Annotated in this window: 9 protein-coding genes; 5 read left to right on the plus strand and 4 right to left on the minus strand. The window is 62.9% G+C overall.

Features of this window, described 5'->3' with window-relative positions; all coding sequences use genetic code 11:
- Positions 1–3 precede the first annotated feature (3 nt).
- The 3 genes from AC1DB0_RS28415 (at position 4) to AC1DB0_RS28425 (ending at position 11,272) form a co-directional block, all read left to right on the plus strand.
- A complete protein-coding gene (locus tag AC1DB0_RS28415; protein WP_476758808.1) occupies positions 4–8,499 on the plus strand; it encodes a VCBS domain-containing protein in 8,496 nt (2,831 codons plus the stop codon).
- Positions 8,500–8,618: 119 nt separating this feature from the next.
- A complete protein-coding gene (locus tag AC1DB0_RS28420; protein WP_054427494.1) occupies positions 8,619–9,302 on the plus strand; it encodes a transglutaminase-like cysteine peptidase in 684 nt (227 codons plus the stop codon).
- A 17-nt stretch (positions 9,303–9,319) separates the two neighbouring features.
- Positions 9,320–11,272, plus strand: a complete 1,953-nt coding sequence (locus tag AC1DB0_RS28425; RefSeq protein ID WP_175169820.1) for a bifunctional diguanylate cyclase/phosphodiesterase — start codon at positions 9,320–9,322, stop codon at positions 11,270–11,272.
- Here AC1DB0_RS28425 and AC1DB0_RS28430 read toward each other — a convergent pair.
- From AC1DB0_RS28430 to AC1DB0_RS28440, 3 genes are read right to left on the minus strand one after another with little or no spacing between them, the layout of a single operon-like run.
- Positions 11,262–12,089: a M48 family metallopeptidase gene (locus AC1DB0_RS28430; RefSeq protein ID WP_175169819.1), complete on the minus strand. Its 828-nt coding sequence runs from the start codon at positions 12,087–12,089 to the stop codon at positions 11,262–11,264. The two genes, AC1DB0_RS28425 and AC1DB0_RS28430, sit on opposite strands and share 11 nt — an antisense overlap.
- 42 nt (positions 12,090–12,131) lie before the next feature.
- Positions 12,132–13,199 carry a chorismate synthase gene (gene aroC / locus AC1DB0_RS28435; protein ID WP_054427479.1) on the minus strand — a complete coding sequence of 356 codons (1,068 nt, stop codon included), beginning with the start codon at positions 13,197–13,199 and terminating at the stop codon, positions 12,132–12,134.
- 36 nt (positions 13,200–13,235) lie between these two features.
- On the minus strand, positions 13,236–14,618 hold the full coding sequence (locus AC1DB0_RS28440; protein ID WP_054427478.1) for a putative bifunctional diguanylate cyclase/phosphodiesterase: 1,383 nt from the start codon (positions 14,616–14,618) through the stop codon (positions 13,236–13,238).
- A gap of 606 nt (positions 14,619–15,224) precedes the next feature.
- Here AC1DB0_RS28440 and AC1DB0_RS28445 point away from each other — a divergent pair.
- Positions 15,225–17,117 carry a bifunctional diguanylate cyclase/phosphodiesterase gene (locus tag AC1DB0_RS28445; RefSeq protein WP_476758803.1) on the plus strand — a complete coding sequence of 631 codons (1,893 nt, stop codon included), beginning with the start codon at positions 15,225–15,227 and terminating at the stop codon, positions 17,115–17,117.
- 47 nt (positions 17,118–17,164) lie between these two features.
- Entirely contained in the window at positions 17,165–18,763 is a 1,599-nt protein-coding gene (locus AC1DB0_RS28450) for a sensor histidine kinase (RefSeq protein ID WP_476757057.1), read from the plus strand.
- On the opposite strand, the gene AC1DB0_RS28455 is transcribed toward AC1DB0_RS28450, so the two are convergent.
- Positions 18,745–19,464 carry a response regulator transcription factor gene (locus AC1DB0_RS28455; protein ID WP_054427477.1) on the minus strand — a complete coding sequence of 240 codons (720 nt, stop codon included), beginning with the start codon at positions 19,462–19,464 and terminating at the stop codon, positions 18,745–18,747. The genes AC1DB0_RS28450 and AC1DB0_RS28455 overlap by 19 nt on opposite strands.
- Between the last annotated feature and the right edge of the window lie 55 nt (positions 19,465–19,519).

A 19,519-nucleotide genomic window follows, 5' to 3' on the forward strand; every position in this document is an offset into this window, starting at 1 on the left:
TCGTTGCCACCGGCAAGATTCGTTGCCACCGGCAAGATTGATGTCGCTGATGTTGATACGACTGACACGCACACCTGGACCGTAAACAACGACGGCAAGGGTGCTTATGGTTCGTTCTCGGTCGATGGGTCGGGCAACTGGACGTACAACCTCGACAACGCCAACAAGGCTGTTCAAGGCCTGAAGTCCGGCGAGACCTTTACCGAAACGTTTACCGTGACCGTCAACGATGGCAACGGCGGAATCGTCGACAAACAAGTCACGGTCACCATCAATGGCACCGATGACGGCGCCATCATCAACCCGGCTCAACCCGGCGATGACAAGGGTTCGGTCACCGAAGACGGGACGCTCACGACCGGCGGCAAGCTGGAAGTCACCGATCCGGATGCGGGCCAAGCGGTCTTCCAAACGCAGACCAATGCCGCCGGTCAGCACGGCACCTTCTCCATCGATGCCGATGGCAAGTGGACCTACACCCTGACCAATAACGACCCGGCCGTTCAAGGCCTGGGCGCTGGCAAGACCTTGACCGAGACCTTCACCGTCACGACGGCTGATGGCACGACGGGCCAGGTCGTGGTCACGATCGTCGGYACSAAYGACATCCCSGTTCTGACKGGYAAGGCTGACGGYGCGGTTRCCGAAGACGGCACGCTCGTTGCCACCGGCAAGATTGATGTTGCTGATGTTGATACCACCGACACGCACACTTGGACCGTCAACAACGACGGCAAGGGTACGTATGGTTCGTTCTCGGTAGATGGTTCGGGCAACTGGACGTACAACCTCGACAACGCCAACAAGACCGTTCAAGGTCTGAAGTCCGGCGAATCGATCACCGAAACTTTCACCGTGACCGTCAACGACGGCAACGGCGGAATCGTCGACAAGGCGATCACGGTCACCATCAATGGCACCGATGACGGCGCCATCATCAACCCGGTTCAACCGGGTGATGACAAAGGTTCGGTCACCGAAGACGGCACGCTCACGACAGGCGGCAAGCTCGAAGTGACCGACCCGGATGCCGGTCAAGCCGTCTTCCAAACGCAGACCAACGCAGCCGGTCAGCACGGCACSTTCTCCATCGACGCCGATGGCAAGTGGAACTACACCCTGACCAACAACGACCCGGCCGTTCAAGGCCTGGGCGCTGGCAAGACCTTGACCGAGACCTTCACCGTCACGACGGCTGATGGCACGACAGGTCAAGTGGTCGTCACGATCGTCGGCACCAACGACATCCCCGTTCTGACTGGCAAGGCTGACGGTGCGGTTGCCGAAGACGGCACGCTSGTTGCCACCGGCAAGATCGACGTCACTGATGTCGACACGACCGATACCCATACCTGGACCGTCAACAATGATGGCAAGGGTACGTATGGCTCGTTCTCGGTCGATGGTTCGGGTAACTGGACCTACAACCTGGACAACGCCAACAAGACTGTTCAAGGCCTGAAGTCCGGCGAGACCTTTACCGAAACGTTTACCGTGACCGTCAACGACGGCAACGGCGGAATCGTCGACAAGCAAGTCACGGTCACCATCAACGGCACGGACGACGGCGCGACCATCAATCCGGCTCAACCGGGCGATGACAAGGGTTCGGTTACCGAAGACGGTACGCTCACGACCGGCGGCAAGCTGGAAGTGACCGACCCGGATGCGGGCCAGGCGGTCTTCCAAACGCAGACCAATGCTGCCGGCCAGCACGGCACGTTCTCCATCGACGCCGATGGCAAGTGGAACTACACCCTGACCAACAATGACCCGGCTGTTCAAGGCTTGGGCGCGGGCAAGACGCTGACCGAGACGTTCACCGTTACGACGGCGGATGGCACCACCGGTCAGGTGGTTGTCACCATCGTTGGTACGAATGATGTTCCGGTTCTGACCGGCAAGGCTGACGGCGCGGTCACGGAAGACGGCACGCTCGTCGCCACCGGCAAGATCGATGTCGCTGACATTGACACGACCGATACGCACACCTGGACCGTCAACAATGACGGCAAGGGTACGTATGGTTCGTTCTCCGTCGATGGTTCGGGCAACTGGACGTACAACCTGGACAACGCCAACAAGGCTGTTCAGGGCCTGAAGTCCGGCGACACCTTTACCGAAACCTTCACTGTGACGGTGAACGACGGCAACGGCGGAATCGTCGACAAGCAAGTCACGGTCACCATCAATGGCACCGATGACGGCGCCATCATCAACCCGGCTCAACCCGGCGATGACAAGGGTTCGGTCACCGAAGACGTGACGCTTACGACCGGCGGCAAGCTCGAAGTCACCGATCCCGACGCTGGCCAAGCGGTCTTCCAAACGCAAACCAATGCAGCCGGTCAGCACGGCACCTTCTCCATCGACGCCAATGGCAAGTGGGCCTACACACTGACCAACAACGATCCGGCCGTCCAAGGCCTGGGCGCGGGCAAGACCCTGACCGAGACCTTCACCGTCACGACGGCTGATGGCACCACCGGCCAAGTCGTCGTCACGATCGTCGGCACTAACGACATTCCGACCATTTCCGGCGCGGCGACGGGTGCGGTGACTGAAGACGTCGCAACGACCATCAATGGCCAACTGAAGGCCATCGACGTCGACATGACCGACACGCACACCTGGTCCGTCAACAACGACGGCAAGGGTACGTACGGCAACTTCTCGGTCGACGCGATCGGCAAGTGGACGTACAACCTGGACAACACCAGCACCAAGGTGCAAGCCCTGGCCGCCGGCCAGCAAGTGACCGACACCATCACCGTGACCGTCAACGACGGCCATGGCGGCACGGCTACGCAGGTCATTACGATCACCGTCACCGGCTCCAACGACCTGCCGTCCGTCACGGGCGCGGCAACGGGCAATGTCACCGAAGACCTGGCCAAGACGACTTCGGGCCAACTGACTGCCGTGGATGTTGACGCCACCGACAGCCACACCTGGTCGGTTCCGGGCGACGGCAAGGCCGCGTACGGTTCGTTCTCGGTCGATGCGACCGGCAAGTGGACGTACAACCTGGACAACGCCAGCACCAAGGTCCAAGCCCTGGCTGCCGGTCAGCAAGTAACCGACACCATCACCGTGACCGTCAACGACGGCCATGGCGGGACGGCGCAGCAGGTCATCACCGTGACCATCACGGGTGCCAACGACGCCCCCACCATCACGGGCGCATCGACCGGCGCAGTCGTTGAAGACGGCGTCAAGACGATCAATGGCCAACTGACTGCCGTTGACGTCGATACCACCGACACCCACACGTGGTCGGTTCCGGGCGACGGCAAGGGCACGTACGGTTCCTTCGTGGTCGATGCCACCGGCAAGTGGACGTACAACCTGGACAACGCCAGCGCCAAGGTCCAAGCCCTGGCTGCCGGTCAGCAAGTAACCGACACCATCACCGTGACCGTCGACGACGGCCATGGCGGGACGGCTCAGCAGGTCATCACCATCACCGTCACTGGCTCCAACGACGCCCCGACCATCTCGGGCGCGTCGACTGGCGCGGTTACGGAAGATGCCGCGCAGAGCAGCATCTCGGGCCAGCTGTCCAAGACCGACGTTGATGCCACGGACACGCATACTTGGTCCGTCAACAACGCGGGTAAGGGTACGTACGGCACCTTCGCCGTCGATGCCACCGGCAAGTGGACTTACAACCTGGACAACACCAGCACCAAGGTGCAAGCCCTGGCTGCCGGCCAGCAAGTGACCGACTCCATCACCGTGACCGTCGACGACGGCCACGGCGGGACGGCGCAGCAGGTGATTACCATCACCGTTACCGGCACGAACGATGCCCCGACCATCTCAGGTGCATCGACTGGAGCGGTTACGGAAGATGCGGCACAAAGCAGCATCTCGGGTCAGTTGTCCAAGACCGATGTTGACGCCACTGACACGCACACCTGGTCCGTCAACAACGCGGGCAAGGGTACGTACGGCACCTTCTCGGTCGACGCGACCGGCAAGTGGACTTACAACCTGGACAACACCAGCACCAAGGTGCAAGCCCTGGCTGCCGGCCAACAAGTGACCGACACCATCACCGTGACCGTCAACGACGGCCATGGCGGGACGGCGCAGCAGGTCATCACCATCACCGTCACCGGCTCCAACGACGCCCCGACCATTTCGGGCGCGTCGACTGGCGCGGTTACAGAAGATGCCACGCAGAGCAGCATCTCGGGCCAGCTGTCCAAGACCGACGTTGATGCCACCGACACGCACACCTGGTCCGTCAACAACGCTGGCAAGGGTACGTACGGCAACTTCTCGGTCGACGCGACCGGCAAGTGGACGTACAACCTGGACAACACCAGCACCAAGGTGCAAGCCCTGGCTGCCGGTCAGCAAGTGACCGACACCATCACCGTGACCGTCGACGACGGCCACGGCGGGACGGCGCAGCAAGTCATCACCATCACCGTCACTGGCTCCAACGATGCCCCGACCATTTCGGGCGCGGCGACTGGCGCGGTTACGGAAGATGCCGCACAAAGCAGCATCTCGGGCCAGCTGTCCAAAACCGACGTTGATGCCACGGACACGCATACTTGGTCGGTCAACAACGCCGGCAAGGGCCAATATGGTTCCTTCGCCGTCGATGCCACCGGCAAGTGGACGTACAACCTGGACAACACCAGCACCAAGGTCCAAGCCCTGGCTGCCGGCCAGCAAGTGACCGACACCATCACCGTGACCGTCGACGACGGCCATGGCGGGACGGCGCAGCAGGTGATTACCATCACCGTTACCGGCACGAACGATGCCCCGACTATTGGCGGCGTGACGACCGGTGCAGTGAAGGAAGATGGCACGCAAGTCATTACCGGCCAGTTGACCAAGACCGATGTCGACGCAACCGACACGCACACCTGGTCCGTCAACAATGCTGGCAAGGGCACGTACGGCACGCTGGCGGTGGATAGCACTGGCAAGTGGACGTACACGCTGGACAACGCCAACGCCAAGGTGCAAGCCCTGGCCGATGGCCAGCAAGTGACCGACACCATCACCGTCACTGTCGACGACGGCCACGGCGGGACGGCGCAGCAAGTCGTCACCATCACCGTCACTGGCACCAACGATGCCCCGACGATCGGCGGCGTTGTCAGTGGTGGCGTGACCGAAGACGGCACGCAAGTGGTCAGCGGCCAGTTGACCAAGGCGGATGTCGACACCACCGACACCCACACGTGGACGCTGAACAACGCCGGCAAGGGCACGTACGGTTCCTTCGTGGTGGATGCGGCCGGCAAGTGGACGTACACGCTGGACAACGCCAACGCCAAGGTTCAGGCGCTGGCCGATGGCCAGAAGGTGACCGACACCATCACCGTGACCATCAATGACGGCCACGGCGGCACGGCCACGCAGGTCATCACCGTGACCGTCACCGGGTCCAACGATGCGCCTACCATGGCCGGCGTGACGACGGGCGCGGTGAAGGAAGATGGCACGTTGACTACCACCGGCCAACTGACCAAGACCGACATCGATACGACCGATACGCACACGTGGTCGGTCAGCAACGGCGGGGCCGGCACGTACGGGACGTTTACGGTCGACAGCTCGGGCAAGTGGACCTACACGCTGAACAACAACAGCGCCAATGTCCAAGGCCTGAAGGAAGGCCAGCAGGTGACGGACACCATCACTGTGACCGTCAACGACGGCCATGGCGGCACGGCACAGTTGCCGGTCACGGTCACCATCACGGGCACGAACGACGCGCCGGTGATCACCGGCCAGACGTCCGGCACGGTGACCGAGGACTACACCCTGTCCACCAGCGGCAAGCTGAACGTAGTGGATGCGGACGTGGGCCAGAGCGGCGTGGTGGCGCAGACCAATGTGGTTGGCAAGTACGGCACGTTCTCGATCGACGCCAACGGGAACTGGACGTACACGCTGAACAACAGCCTGCCGGCGGTGCAGAACCTGCCTGCTGGCGCCACGCTTTCCGAGTCGTTCAACGTGGTCGCGGGCGACGGCACGACGGTTCAACCGATCTCGGTGTCGATTGTGGGCACGAACGACGCGCCGGTTGCTGCGGATAACTCTGCCAATGTGGAAATTGGCACCAGCCATGTCTTCACGGTGGCCGAGTTCAATTTCAGCGACGGCGCCGAAAGCAACGCCCTGCAAAGCGTGATCATCTCGCGCCTGCCCACCGATGGCACGTTGACGCTGAACGGCAGCCCCGTCGCGCTGAACACGGCGGTGTCGGCGGCGGATATCGCGGCTGGCAAGCTGGTCTTCACGCCGTCGGCCAATGGCCTGGATACCTCGATCGGGTTCCAGGTGCGCGATGGCGGTGGCACCGACCATGGCGGCCAGAACACCTCGGGCACGTACAACTTCGTCTTGAACACCAACAATGTGGTGACGGGCGAAAACGTCGGCAGCGGCACGGGCACCACGCCGGTGCTGAACGGCGGTTCGGGCGACGACATCATCCTGGGCGACAAGGGCGGCACGGTCGTGACCGTAGAGCCGGGCAAGAACTACAACATTGCCCTGGTCGTGGATACGTCGGGCAGTATGGCGTACAAGCTGGACGGTTCGACCTCGGGTTCGGGCCAGTCGCGCATTGCGCTCGTCAAAGACGCACTGACGAACCTGGCCAACCAATTGGTGGGCCATGACGGCATCGTCAACGTCACGCTGATTGGTTTTGCGACGTCGGCGGGTACGCCGGTTACGTTGCAGAATCTGACGTCGTCGAACGTCCAGACCTTGCTGAACGCCATCAATAATCTGTCGGCAACCGGCGGCACGAACTACGAAGCGGCCTTCAACAGCGCCGTGTCGTGGTTCAACGGCCAGACGGCGGCAGGAAAATCGGTGGCGAACGGGTATGAAAACGTCACGTTCTTCCTGACTGACGGCGACCCAACCTACTACATCAAGAGCAACGGCACGACGGGTGGCGATGGCAGCACGACCGACCAGACCACGGTGCAGGAATCCGTGAATGCGTTCACGCCGCTGTCCAACATGAGCACCGTGCACGGTATTGGCATCGGCAACGGCGTCAATGAAGACTACCTGCGCCTGTTCGACAACACGGGCAGCACGGGCGGCGCGGTGACGACCTATGCCAGTTTCGGCAGCGGTTCCAGCACCAGCACCATTGCCAACTTCAACTCGAGCTCGGGCTGGGGCAACGTTGGCACCTGGACGGTTTCCGGTACGGGCAATGGCGGGTCAGTGAGCCGCGTCAGCAGCGACTACATCCGCATCATTGATACGGCTGGCGGCACCAGCACCAACGCCATCACGCCGACGTTCAACTACTCCGGCTACGGCAAGATGAGCTTCTCGGCAGCCACGGGCAGCTTCAACACGGGCGACGTGTTCACGTGGTCGTTGCAGTTGCAGAAGGCGGACGGCAGCTGGATCACCATCGACAAGGGCAGCATCACCAGCGCCATGTCAAACTGGACCACCATCACCACCAATACGTACGCGGGCGGCACCTATCGCTTTGTGTTCGATGTGGCCGACAACACCTCGGGCAGCGGCAACGCTACGGTGTATATCGACGACATCATGCGTACGAATTACACGGCCAGCAACGTCATCGCAGCCCCTGGCGGCGATGTGGACATCGTGCTTAAGGGTGAAGACCTGGCCGCCGCGCTGCAAAGCGGCAGCTCCAGCCTGGACCCGGCTGTGGTGGGTAACGACGTCATCAACGGCGGCGCGGGCAACGACATCATCTTTGGCGACACGATCAATACCGATCACCTTGCCTGGGGCACCGTCGCCGCCGGTTCGCACGATGGCCAAGGCCTGAAGGCGTTGCAGGACTTCCTGGCTTACCAGAACGGCCATGCCGCGACCAGCACGGAGATCTACGACTACCTGAAGGCCAACCACGCGCAGTTCAACCTGACGGATGATCTGCGCGGCGGGGACGACACCGTCCACGGCGGCACGGGCGACGACATCATCTACGGCCAGGGCGGCAACGACACCCTGTACGGCGATGACGGCAACGACATTCTCTACGGCGGCTCGGGCAACGACTACCTGCATGGTGGCGCGGGCAACGACGTGCTGGATGGCGGGTCGGGCACTGACACGCTGATTGGCGGCAAGGGCGACGACACGTTGTACGGCGGCGCCGGCAGCGACACGTTCAAGTGGGAGTTGAACGATCAGGGCGCCGTGGGCGCGCCGTCGGTCGACACGATCAAGGACTTCTCCGCCGACACCATCGCCAATGGCGGCGACGTTCTGGATCTGAAGGATCTGCTGATTGGCGAGAAGGACGGCACGCTGACGCAGTACCTGAACATTCACAAGGAAGGCAACAACACGGTCATCGACATCAACACCAAGGGCCAGATTGCCCAAGGCGCTGACCAGAAGATCGTGCTGGAGAACGTGGACCTGACGAACAACGGTGCGCTCAGCAACCAGGCCATCATCAATGACCTGCTGCAAAAGGGGAAGCTGAACGTCGACCACAGCTAAGCACCACGGCGATACCTTAGTGTGGCAAGGGGCGGGCCGGCCGCGGCCCGCCCCTTGTTCGCCAGCATTTTTTCCTCTGGCATGTCTGCGACAGTCGGAAAAATGTGAAAATCCGTTTCATGTCCTCGACTCACCGTTTCCGCGGCTTGGTGACCCTGTGCCGATTGGTGCTGCTATGCCTGGCTTGCGTCTGGGGCGGCAGCTTTGCGCTCGAGGTAAATTCCGATCGTCTGCAAAGCCTGGCCGCCAGCCGCTATGGCGCCAAGGGTGCAAAGTCGGTCGGGAACTGGCTACAGTTGTTGCGCGCCCCGCCGCCAGCGCTGGAACGCGACCGTCTCACGACGGCGAATGATTTTTGGAATCGCGCGCTGCTGTCTGGCGAAGACGCGACCATCTGGGGGCAGGCCGATTATTGGGCCACGCCGCTGGAATCGCTGGGCAAAGGCGCGGGCGACTGCGAAGACTATGTCATCGGCAAGTACTTCACGCTGCTGGCCATGGGCGTACCCGCCAACAAGCTGCGCTTCATCTATGTTCGCGCGCGCGTCGGCGGACCGGCCAGCAGCAGCCAGGTCGCCCACATGGTGCTGGGCTATTACGAAACGCCGAATGCAGTCCCGCTGGTGCTGGACAGCCTGATTTCAACCATCCTGCCCGCCACGCAGCGCCGCGATCTGACGCCGGTGTTCAGCTTTAATGCCGACGGGGTCTACGTGGATGGCAAACCCGCCGCGCCGGTTGATCGGCTCAGCCGCTGGCGTGATCTACTTCAACGCATGGATCGGGAAGGCATCCGCCCCTGATCGCCGGAAACAAGACTATGTCCATACTTCGACAGCTACTGCTCAGCGTGACCTTGGCGATTGGCGTCATCTTGCTGGGTACCTTGGCGCTCAGCGTGAACTCGGCGCGTGAATACCTGTCGGGCCAATTGCAGGTGCAAAGCACCGACGCGGCGGTATCGCTGGCGCTGTCCTTGTCGCAGCCCGCCAATAACGACCCGGTGCTTCAGGAACTGCTGCTGTCCGCGTTGTATGACGGCGGCCATTTTTCGCTGGTGCGATTGACGGACCCCGATGGCAAGGTGCTGATCGAACGCAAGTCCACCGCCACGCCCAACGCGGTGCCCGCCTGGTTCCAGAAGCTGGCGCCGCTGGACACGCAATCGGCCAGCCACGCGGTCAGCGACGGCTGGCGCCAGATTGGTGAAGTGACGCTCACCGCCAACGACGCCTACGCCTGGGAAGCCCTGTGGCGCAGCAGCTTGAAGATGATTGCGCTGGTGGTGGGCGCGGGCGTGCTGTGGGCCGTGTTCGCGTTCGTGCTGGTGGGCTGGATCAAGAACCGCCTGCTGCGGGAAATCAGCGACCACGTGCGCAGCATTGGCCAGGACTCGCCGCCCGAACAAGTTGAAGCGCGCGTGCCCGAGCTGTCGGGCGTGGTGCAGGCCCTGAATCAAACGCGCGAACGCGTGTACGCCAGCGTCGAGGAACAAAACGCCAAGATCGAATCGCTGGAGCTGGAGCTTAACCAGGACCCGGTGACGGGCCTGCCCAACCGCAAGTACTTCGTCAACGAGTTCCGGCGCGCGCTGGAAGATCCGGCCGCCAAGCGCGGCGGGCATGTGCTGGTGTTCCGCCAACGTGATCTGGCCGACCTGAACCGACACATGCCGCGCGAATTCATCGACCAGTGGCTGCGCGCCGCGTGCGAACGCATTCAAGGCACGCTGAAGTCCTTGAACGTGGCCGCCCCCATGCTGGCTCGTCTGAATGGATCTGACTTTGCGTTGCTGCTGCCGAATTGCGCAGCGCCCCAGGCGATGATGGTTGCCGAACGGCTGCGCGCGGACCTGCACGCCTCGCGCATCCCGGTGGGCGAAGGCCATCTCTGCCGCTGGGCGTCGGCCATGACGGATTACAGCCAGGGCAATCAGGCCGGCCCCGTGCTGGCGCGCCTGGACTTCGGGCTGATGCGCGCCGAAAGCGCCAACAACGATCACGTCGTGATTGCGGGCGCGACCGACATGCAGTCGCCGTCGGAATCGGGCGAGCGGGCGTGGAAGGACGCGATTCTGACCGCGCTGGAAGACAAGCATTTCGAGCTGGCGACGGAGCCTTTGCTGGCTGCTGACGGCGGCACGGTGCGCACCGAAGCCATGCTGATGCTGCGCACGGCCCCCGACCAGGAGGCCATTCCCGCCACGCTTTTCATTCCGCCCGCGGTGCGGCTCGACCTGGTGGCCGATTGCGATCTGGAATCCGTGCGTTTGGGATTGGATTGGCTGGCAAGCCACGACGGCGAATTGGCAGTGCGCGTTGCCCTGCCCTCATTGCGTGGCCAGAAGTTCTTCCGCCAGTTGGCGCTGCTGCTGACGGAACGCCGCCCGCTGGCGCATCGCCTGTTCCTGGAAATCGATGCGCACGGTTTGGTGGAATGCCACGAACAGATCGCGACGCTCGCCCGCGTGGCGTCGGAATTCGGCGCGCATATCGGCGTGCGCCGGCTGGCGCAGCAGTTTGGCGCAGTGGCCCAACTGCATACGCTGCCGCTGTCCTACGTGAAGCTGGGGGGTGGTTTTGTGGGCGGCATGTCGCAAAGCCCGGGCAGCCAGCAGTTGACGGCCTCGGTGCTTGAGACCGCCCGCACGCTGAACATTGCGGTGTATGCCGAAGACGTGCCGGATGCCGAAACGCGGCGCATCCTGGCCAGCCTGGGTATCACCATCATGCGCGGGCCGGGTGTCAAGCCAGCGCCAAGCGCTACTTCTTGACCTGCTGATACAGCGGCATCACCTGCTGCGCGGCGGCCTGCAAGTCGGTAATACGCGAGGCCGCCGACGGGTGCGTAGACAGGATTTCGGGCGGCGCATTGCCGCTGTCCGCCGCGCCCATCTTCTGCCACAGCGTGACGGCGGCGCGCGGGTCAAAGCCCGCGCGGGCCGCCAGTTCCACGCCCATGCGATCCGCTTCGGTCTCGTGCGTGCGGCTGTTCGGCAAGGTGAACATCACATTGGTGAGTTCCCCGCCCAGATCACCTGCCGCACTGGAACCGGTGGCAATCGACAAGACCTGCAAGCCCAGGTTCGTGGCCATCTGCTGCGATACGCGTTCGCGCGCGTGCTCGCGCAAGGCATGGGCAATTTCGTGGCCCAGCACGGCGGCCAGCTCGTCATCGGTGGGTTTGATCTTCGAAATCAGGCCGGTATAGACCGCGATTTTGCCGCCCGGCATGCACCAGGCGTTGACCTCGTCGCTGGACAGCACATGCACTTCCCACTTCCAGGCGCTGGCGTCGGGGCGGAACACCCCCGCTTGCGCGATCAGCCGCTGGGAAATGGCGCGCACGCGTGCCACCTGCTGCGCATCGCGATCCAGCAGCCCCTTGGCTTGGGCCTGCTTGAGGATGTCGGTGTATTGCTGGCTGGCTTCTTGCTCCAGCGCCTGCGAGGGCACCAGGCTGGACATGTACTGCGTGCGGTTCACGCCGATGGCGCCGGACTGCGTGGTGTTCATGCCGGTGCAACCGGCTAGCGCAGTCAGCGCCAGCGCGACGGCCGTGCCGCGCAACAGATGACGTTTACGGTTCAAATCGGCCTCCTGGAGACGATGGGCAAGACTGCCGGGGATAGATCAGATGGGGTCGCCGCACTGCCCGCGATGACGCAGGGCGTGGTCGATCAGCACCAGAGCAAGCATCGCTTCGGCAATCGGGGTTGCGCGGATGCCCACGCACGGATCATGGCGGCCCAGCGTCTGCACGACGGTGGGTTCATTGGCGCGATTGACCGAACGGCGCTCGACACGAATGCTGGACGTGGGTTTGATGGCCAGCGACACGGTGATCGGCTGGCCGGTCGAGATACCGCCCAGCACGCCGCCCGCGTGGTTGGTCAGGAAACCGTCTGGCGTGATTTCGTCGCCGTGCTCGGAGCCGCGCTGCGCAATGCTGGCAAAGCCCGCGCCAATCGACACGCCCTTGACGGCGTTCAAGCCCATCATCACGTGAGCGATGTCGGCGTCCAGGCGGTCGTAAATGGGTTCGCCCCAGCCCGCTGGCAGGTTTTCGGCGACGACTTCAATGCGCGCGCCGATGGAATCGCCGTCGCGGCGCAACTGGTCCATGTAGGCTTCCAGCTCAGGTACGACGTCGGCATTGGGTGCGTAAAACGCGTTGTTCGGAACTTCGTCCCACGTCACGAAAGGAATCTCGATGGGACCCAGCTGGCTCATGTAGCCACGCACTTTCACGCCGTATTGTTCGGCCAGCCATTTCTTGGCGATGGCGCCGGCGGCAACCGTGGGCGCCGTCAGGCGGGCCGACGACCGGCCGCCGCCGCGCGGATCGCGCACGCCGAACTTGCGCCAGTAGGCGTAATCGGCATGGCCGGGGCGGAACGTGTCGGCGATGTTGGAATAGTCTTTGCTACGCGCATCCGTGTTGCGGATCAGCAGACCAATGGGGGTGCCCGTGGTCACGCCTTCGTACACACCCGACAGGATTTCGACTTGGTCGGCTTCCTGGCGCTGCGTCACGTGACGCGAGGTGCCAGGGCGGCGGCGATCCAATTCAAGCTGGATATCGGCGGCGTCCAGGCTCAGCCCCGGAGGACAGCCATCCACGACGCAACCGATGGCCGGCCCGTGGGATTCGCCGAAATTCGTGACGGTAAAAAGGGTACCTAGGGTATTGCCGGGCATAGGAGGTCAACAGGTCGGGTTTGCGAGCAACCCAGATTATGACACCGCCGCGGCCAAAGCCTGGATTTCGGCGGCAGGCGCCGGCCGTCCCAGCAGGAATCCCTGCATGACGCGGCAACCCAAGGACTTCAGGATTTCGCGCTGACCTTCGGTTTCAACGCCTTCGGCCACGACGGGCAGGCGCATCGCCTGGCACAGGCCGAACAGCGCAGAGACGACTTCGCGGCTGCCGGCATCGGATTCCAGCGCCGAGATGAAACTGCGATCGATCTTCACCCAATCAATGGGCAGGTGGCGAAGGTGGTTCAGGCTGGAATAGCCGCAGCCAAAATCGTCAAGCGCAACGCCGATGCCTTGCGCGCGCAGGATGTTCAGAATCTTGACGTGCCGCTCGTAATGCAGGATGAAGATCGATTCCGTGATCTCAAGCACCAGCTTGCGGGGTGACAGTTCCGTAGCGGCCAGCACATCAGACACGAGTTGCACCAGGCCGTCCTCGTTCATCTGCTTGACCGACAAATTCACATGCACGCGCCAGGCCGCGGGCCACTGCGCGGCTTGGGAGCAGGCGCGTTCCAGAATCCATGCGCCCAGCGGCACGATCAGGCCGCTGCGTTCCGCCAGCTCGATGGTGACGGCGGGCGACACACTGCCCAGCGTGGGGTGATGCCAACGCAGCAGCGCCTCGCACCCTTGCACCACTCCGGTGCCGCTGTCGCAGACCGGCTGGTAGAACAATTCGAACTGTTCCATGGCGGGCGTGGTCAGCGCCAGACGCAGGTCGTTTTCCAGGCCTTGCTCGTCCCGATGGCGGGCTAACAGCCTGAAATCAAACAGATTCCATCCCGGGCCGCCACGCTCTTTCAAGGGAACCATGGCTACCTGGACGCAGCGTTGCAGCTCTTCCACAGTGCGGCCGTGCTCGGGGTACAACGCCGCTCCGATGCGGAAGACCGCAATCAGCGGGCGGCCACCCAGTTCATAAGGCACGCTCAGATCTTCCAGCAGTTTGGCCGACACCTGCGCCGCTCCGGGCTCATCCACCTCGGGCACACAGAGCGTGAAGGCGTCGGTACCGGTACGCGCCACCAAGCCCCCCAGCGTGCGGGCCAGCAAACCCAACCGATTGGCCACTTGCACCAGCAGGGCCTGCTCTTCGCCGGCGCGCAGCATCGCGCTGATCTCGGCGTATTGCTCAAAGCTGACCAGGAAAAAGGCGCCCCGGCGCGCCGGCCCTTCTTTCTGGGCCAGCAACAAACGCGCGCGACGATGCAGCTCCTGCTGGCTAAGGACGCCGGTCAATTCATCGCGCGTCAGCCGGTGACGCAATGCGCGTTCCCTGCGAACAAAGAACACGCTTATCGCCGCAAGTGCGCCCGCGAGCGTCAGGCACAGTGCGAGCAGGTAACTCTCACGCACGGAGCCCCCTATCTAGAAACCCCTGGCGTTGCGGTCCAAGAAAGAACCCAAGGGCTGTAACATTTTTTAAATTATGCATTATTTTCGCAAAAAAACGCCACACTTCAGAGGCAACGCGCCTCTTTTCCTTGAAATCCTAAGGCTCTCAGGTTGCTCGTGGATGGTCATGTGGTCCTTGGGTAGCATGTGCTGGCCGGTCCAAAGATCCATGCCCTACCCTTACTACGACAGCCAACGCCCAAAAATTAATACGCCCTGTCTCAATAGTTCTCAATCGGGCAATTATCACGATCGAAATAATTGCACAGGTTGTCAGATATGGTGGCGATTTTCGTAATATTCTGTACGTTCTGTGACATACCGAATTACAGTGTCCGAGGCGCCACTGCGGTATTAGTAACGTGTGTCACGTTTCTTATCCAGGTTTTTTTCCGTCGGGCACACTCGTAGCCCGACGCCCCCTTTAACCGGCGGCCCGCCAGTGTTGCGATGAACTGGCTCACTGCCCGCGAAGGGAATCCCACACCCATGTCGACATTACGCCGGATCCTTCTTTGCACTGCCCTCTTGATCGGCTTCATCCTGCTCGGCGCTCAGGCGCTGGGGATGTTGGCTGCTCACCGCTATCTGAACACGCAGCTGACGCAACAAAGTGAAGGCGGCGCCAGCGCCCTGACCTGGGCGCTGTCCCACTCTCCGTCCAGCGCTGGGGACCGGGCCGTCTTGGCGGATGAGCTGTTTGGGCAGGGCTTGTATGCGCTGGTGCGTATCACAAACGAAGGGGGCACCCCGGTCGTCGAACGGCAAAAGCAGCCGGGCGCTTCGACGCGAGACGGGGACTGGCGCAACGCGTGGCTGAACGTGCAGGCACCCGCGATATCACGCCCGTATGTGTCGGCGGACGGCCGTGTCCGAGGCACCGTCACGGTACAGGCCGACACGCGATTGGCGCGCGATACGCTGTGGCAAGGCGGCGTGCGCGTGCTGGGCTTGGTGTTGGCCGCGGGCGTCTTCTGGTCATTGTTCGCCGTGAACCTGGTGCGATGGATTGAGACGCGAACGTCGCGCGACATCTGCGAACGCGTTCGCGCATTGGCCCCCGGCAACAGTACGGCGCCTGCCGGATCGTGCGAGCTGGCGGGGGTGGACCAAGCGCTGGTCGACGCCCAGCGCCGCGTGGCCGCGACGGTCGAAGAACAGAACGCAAAGATCGAGTCCCTGCAAAGCGAGATCTATCGGGACCCCATCACCCGCCTGCACAACCGCAAGTATTTCGTTGACCAGTTCAGGTCGGCGCTGGCTGACAAGTCGTCTGAATCGGCAGGCCATATCCTGATGTTCCGGCAGCGTGACCTGGCGCAGATCAATCGCCATTTGTCGCGGGCGTTTACGGACCAGTGGCTGCKTTCATCCTCGGACCGGCTACGCAAGCTGATTGCCGAGTTCGGCGGGCCGGACGCGCAAATCGCACGCATCAGCGGTTCGGACTTCGCTCTCCTCATGCCCCGCACGTCCGCACCGCAAGCCAGCCTGCTGGCCGAACGCGTGCGCCGTGAGCTGCGGTCGCTGCGGGTGCCGATGGATAAGTACGGGTGGTGCCGCTGGGCGCTGGCCATGACGGCGTTCGCGCCGGGCGACAACATGAGCGATACGCTGGCGCGGCTGGACCATGCGCTGATGTGCGCGGAAAGTGCCGACGATGACCAGATTGCGCCCGCCAGCCAAGCGGCCGACAGCACGCGTATTGGTGAATACAGCTGGCACGACGCCTTGGCGACGGCGCTGGAGCAGCACCGCTTTTCGCTATCGGTATTGCCGCTCTATGACGTGTCGGGCGCCCTGCTGCATTACGAAGCCAGCTTGACCCTGCACGACACCTCTGGCGGCGATCCCGTTCCAGCTTCGATTTTCATGCCGCCTGCCGTCCGGCTGGGCCTGTCAGCCGAATGCGATATTCAGGCTATCCGCCTGGGCATGGATTGGCTGTTCACGCATTCCGAATCGCTGACGGTGCCCGTGTCACTGGCCTCGCTCGCGCAGACGTCCTTTCTTTCCCGATTGGAGCGCATGCTGGCAGACCGGCCGGCGCTGACGGCGCGCCTGATCATTGAAGTGGACGCCGCCGGCCTCGTCGAGCAAGGCAGCGACCTGCGCCAGCTGTGCGACATCGTCACCGCCGCCGGCGCACGTGTCGGGGTGTCGMGGCTGTCACAGCAATTCGGCGCGATGGAACGGCTGCATGAGTACCCGGTGTCGTATCTGAAACTGTGCGGCGGCTTTATTACCGGCTTGCTTCACAGCCCTGGCAGCCAACATCTGGCCGCAACGGTCGTGGCCACGGCCACGACATTGGACATGGCGGTTTACGCCGAAGATGTGCCCGATTCCGCCACCCAAGAGATTTTGGAAGACCTTGGCGTCCGCGCAATCCGCGGGGCTGTCGTAAACTTCGCCCATACGCGCGGCCTCGCGCCGGATCACCAATGGGTTCCTAGTTGACGGAAGGATTGTTTCTTCGCACCCGCTGGCGTTTTCGCCAACAACGTGTGCATCGTGCCCTCGCCGGATCGCAAGCCTCGCTGTCGCGATTCGGCATGCTGCTGTGCGTGTTGCTCTGGCCGGGTGTGGTGTGGGCGTATGGCTTGAATGGCTCCTACGACGACATGCAACTTGGCCTGACGGCCGGGGTCGCGATGGCTTGCGGCCTGGCGTGCGTGGTGGCGTGGGGCTACACCCGTGACGCCCTCTTCGGCGCGGGACTGGCCTTCATGCTGCTGGAAGGCCTGTTCCGGTCGCTGCCCGCCTTCTTGCCTCCCGGCGCATTGCAAGCCGGTTCCTTTGCTGCCTTGCTGGCGCTGACCGCGCCACTGCTTGCCACGCGGTTTGCCGATACCCCGCAAGCTTCCTTGCTGGCGAGCGCTTGCCGCGGACTTGCCATCGTGCTGGCGGGCGTGGCTGCGCTGGCGCTGATCTTCGTCTATGAAACCGAGAACGGCCTGATCCCCGCCTTGATCGCCGGCGTCTGTGCGGGCATCAGCGTGCCGCTTTGCCTGTGGTTCGGCGCACGCACATTGCTGCGCAAGACGGATCGCCTGCTGTCGCTCGTCTTGACCGGTGTGTATATAGCGTCAGCGTGGATGCTGGGGCATGACGCATGGTTGTCCGATGGCGCCGACAACGCCGGCACCGTGGCCGAACTGGTCCGGTTGCTATTGGTTTTTGGCGCCTTGCTCAGTGTGGCTCTGGCGCGGCAGAGCCGCCCGCCCCGCAGCGCAGAACAGCCAGCACACGATTACGCCGATGCCGAACATGTCGCCCAAGGCGAGCTGCGCCTGGCCGAGTTGGCGGGCGCGCTGGACACCCAGCGGCAGATGAATGCGTTGATCTCCCACGAATTGCGCGCGCCGCTGGCGACGATCAGCGCGGCGGCGCAATCGCTGGACATGATTCTGTCTGACAGTGGCGAAGCCGTTGACAATCGCTTGGGCCGCATTCATCGCTCGGTTGCCCGCATGACAGAGCTGATGGACCAACTGCTGAATCAGGACCGACTTGAAGAGCAGGCCTGGACGCCGCGTGGTGAATACACCGATCTGGCCGAACTGGCCCGCGACGTCGTAACCGCCATGCAGCCCGACACCGCGCACGCGCTCGTGGTACAGGCCGATGATCAATTGCCTGTTTATTGCGACCGCCCGCTGACCAGCGTGGTCGTGCGTAACCTGATCCACAACGCCATCAAATATTCGCCCGCCAACGAACCGGTCAAGATCGAAGCCGGCCAGGTTCGCGTTAATGACGTGCCGATGGCGTGGATTGCCGTGGTTGACCGCGGCCCGGGCATTGGCGAGGAAGAACAAACTCGAATTTTCGAGCCGCATTTCCGGCGCTCCGCGCACCGGGAAACGCAGGGCATGGGGATCGGGCTATATCTGGCGCGCCGCATTTGCCAGAACCAAGGTGGGTCTCTGACCATGCAGAGCACGGTCGGCGTGGGGACCCGGTTTGTGATTACGCTGCCAGTGAAGGCAAATTCGGCAAACTCGCCAGACCAGGTAAACGCAGCGAGCTCGGAAAATCCGGCAAATCCCGCCAGCGCAGCCGATTCGTCAGATTCGCCAGACGCTCAGGCCGCGAACACGTAACCCTGGCCGCGCACAGACAGCACCGGCAATTTGAGCCCCGCGCTTTGCGCCTTGGCGCGCAGACGGCTCACCAGCACGTCGATGCGGCGCAGTTCAAAACCACCGGGGCTGTCCGGCAGGAATAGTTCCGCCAAGACCTGGCGGCTGACCGCGCTGCCGGCGGCATCCATCAAGGCCATCAGGAAGGTTCGCTCCTGCGCGCTCAGATGCAGCGACGCACCGTCGGGGGCCACCAGAATCCAGCCTCCGTCTTGCAATGACCACGTGCTGTCTGCCGAGGCCCGCGTTTCGGTATCCGCGGGGCGCGGGGCTTTGGCCAGACGCATGCGTCGGGCCAGGCTGCGAATGACCGAGCTCAGCTCCAGCAAATCCACGGGCTTCGTCATATAGACGTCCGCCCCGCCTTCCAGCCCCCGCACGCGATCCTCAAGCGCACTGCGCCCCGTCAGCATGACGATGCCAACCGGACTCAACGCGCGCAGGCGGGTGGCGACGGAGAATCCGTCTTCGCCGGGCAGGTGAGCATCCAAAATGACGATATCGCACGGCTGCTCCTGCAATCGGCGATAAAACGCCGCAGCATTGTCGCAAGCAAATGCCACCCGAAAACCATATCCGCCCAAGCCTAACGCCAACTCCTCCCGGAAGTCGGCATCATCCTCGAGCAGACCGATACATAGCAAACCATCTGCGCCAGGCATATTCAGAGTGCTTTATATTGAAAATTGTCGACAAATGCCCCAAGGATGCGGCATA

Source organism: Achromobacter sp. 10T422 (assembly GCF_056394065.1).

Excerpts from the sequence above, each read along its gene's own strand:
- AC1DB0_RS28420 (WP_054427494.1), top strand. The coding sequence starts at position 8,619 with ATGTCCTCGACTCACCGTTTCCGCGGCTTGGTGACCCTGTGCCGATTG.
- aroC (WP_054427479.1), bottom strand. The coding sequence starts at position 13,199 with ATGCCCGGCAATACCCTAGGTACCCTTTTTACCGTCACGAATTTCGGC.
- AC1DB0_RS28455 (WP_054427477.1), bottom strand. The coding sequence starts at position 19,464 with ATGCCTGGCGCAGATGGTTTGCTATGTATCGGTCTGCTCGAGGATGAT.
- AC1DB0_RS28425 (WP_175169820.1), top strand. The coding sequence starts at position 9,320 with ATGTCCATACTTCGACAGCTACTGCTCAGCGTGACCTTGGCGATTGGC.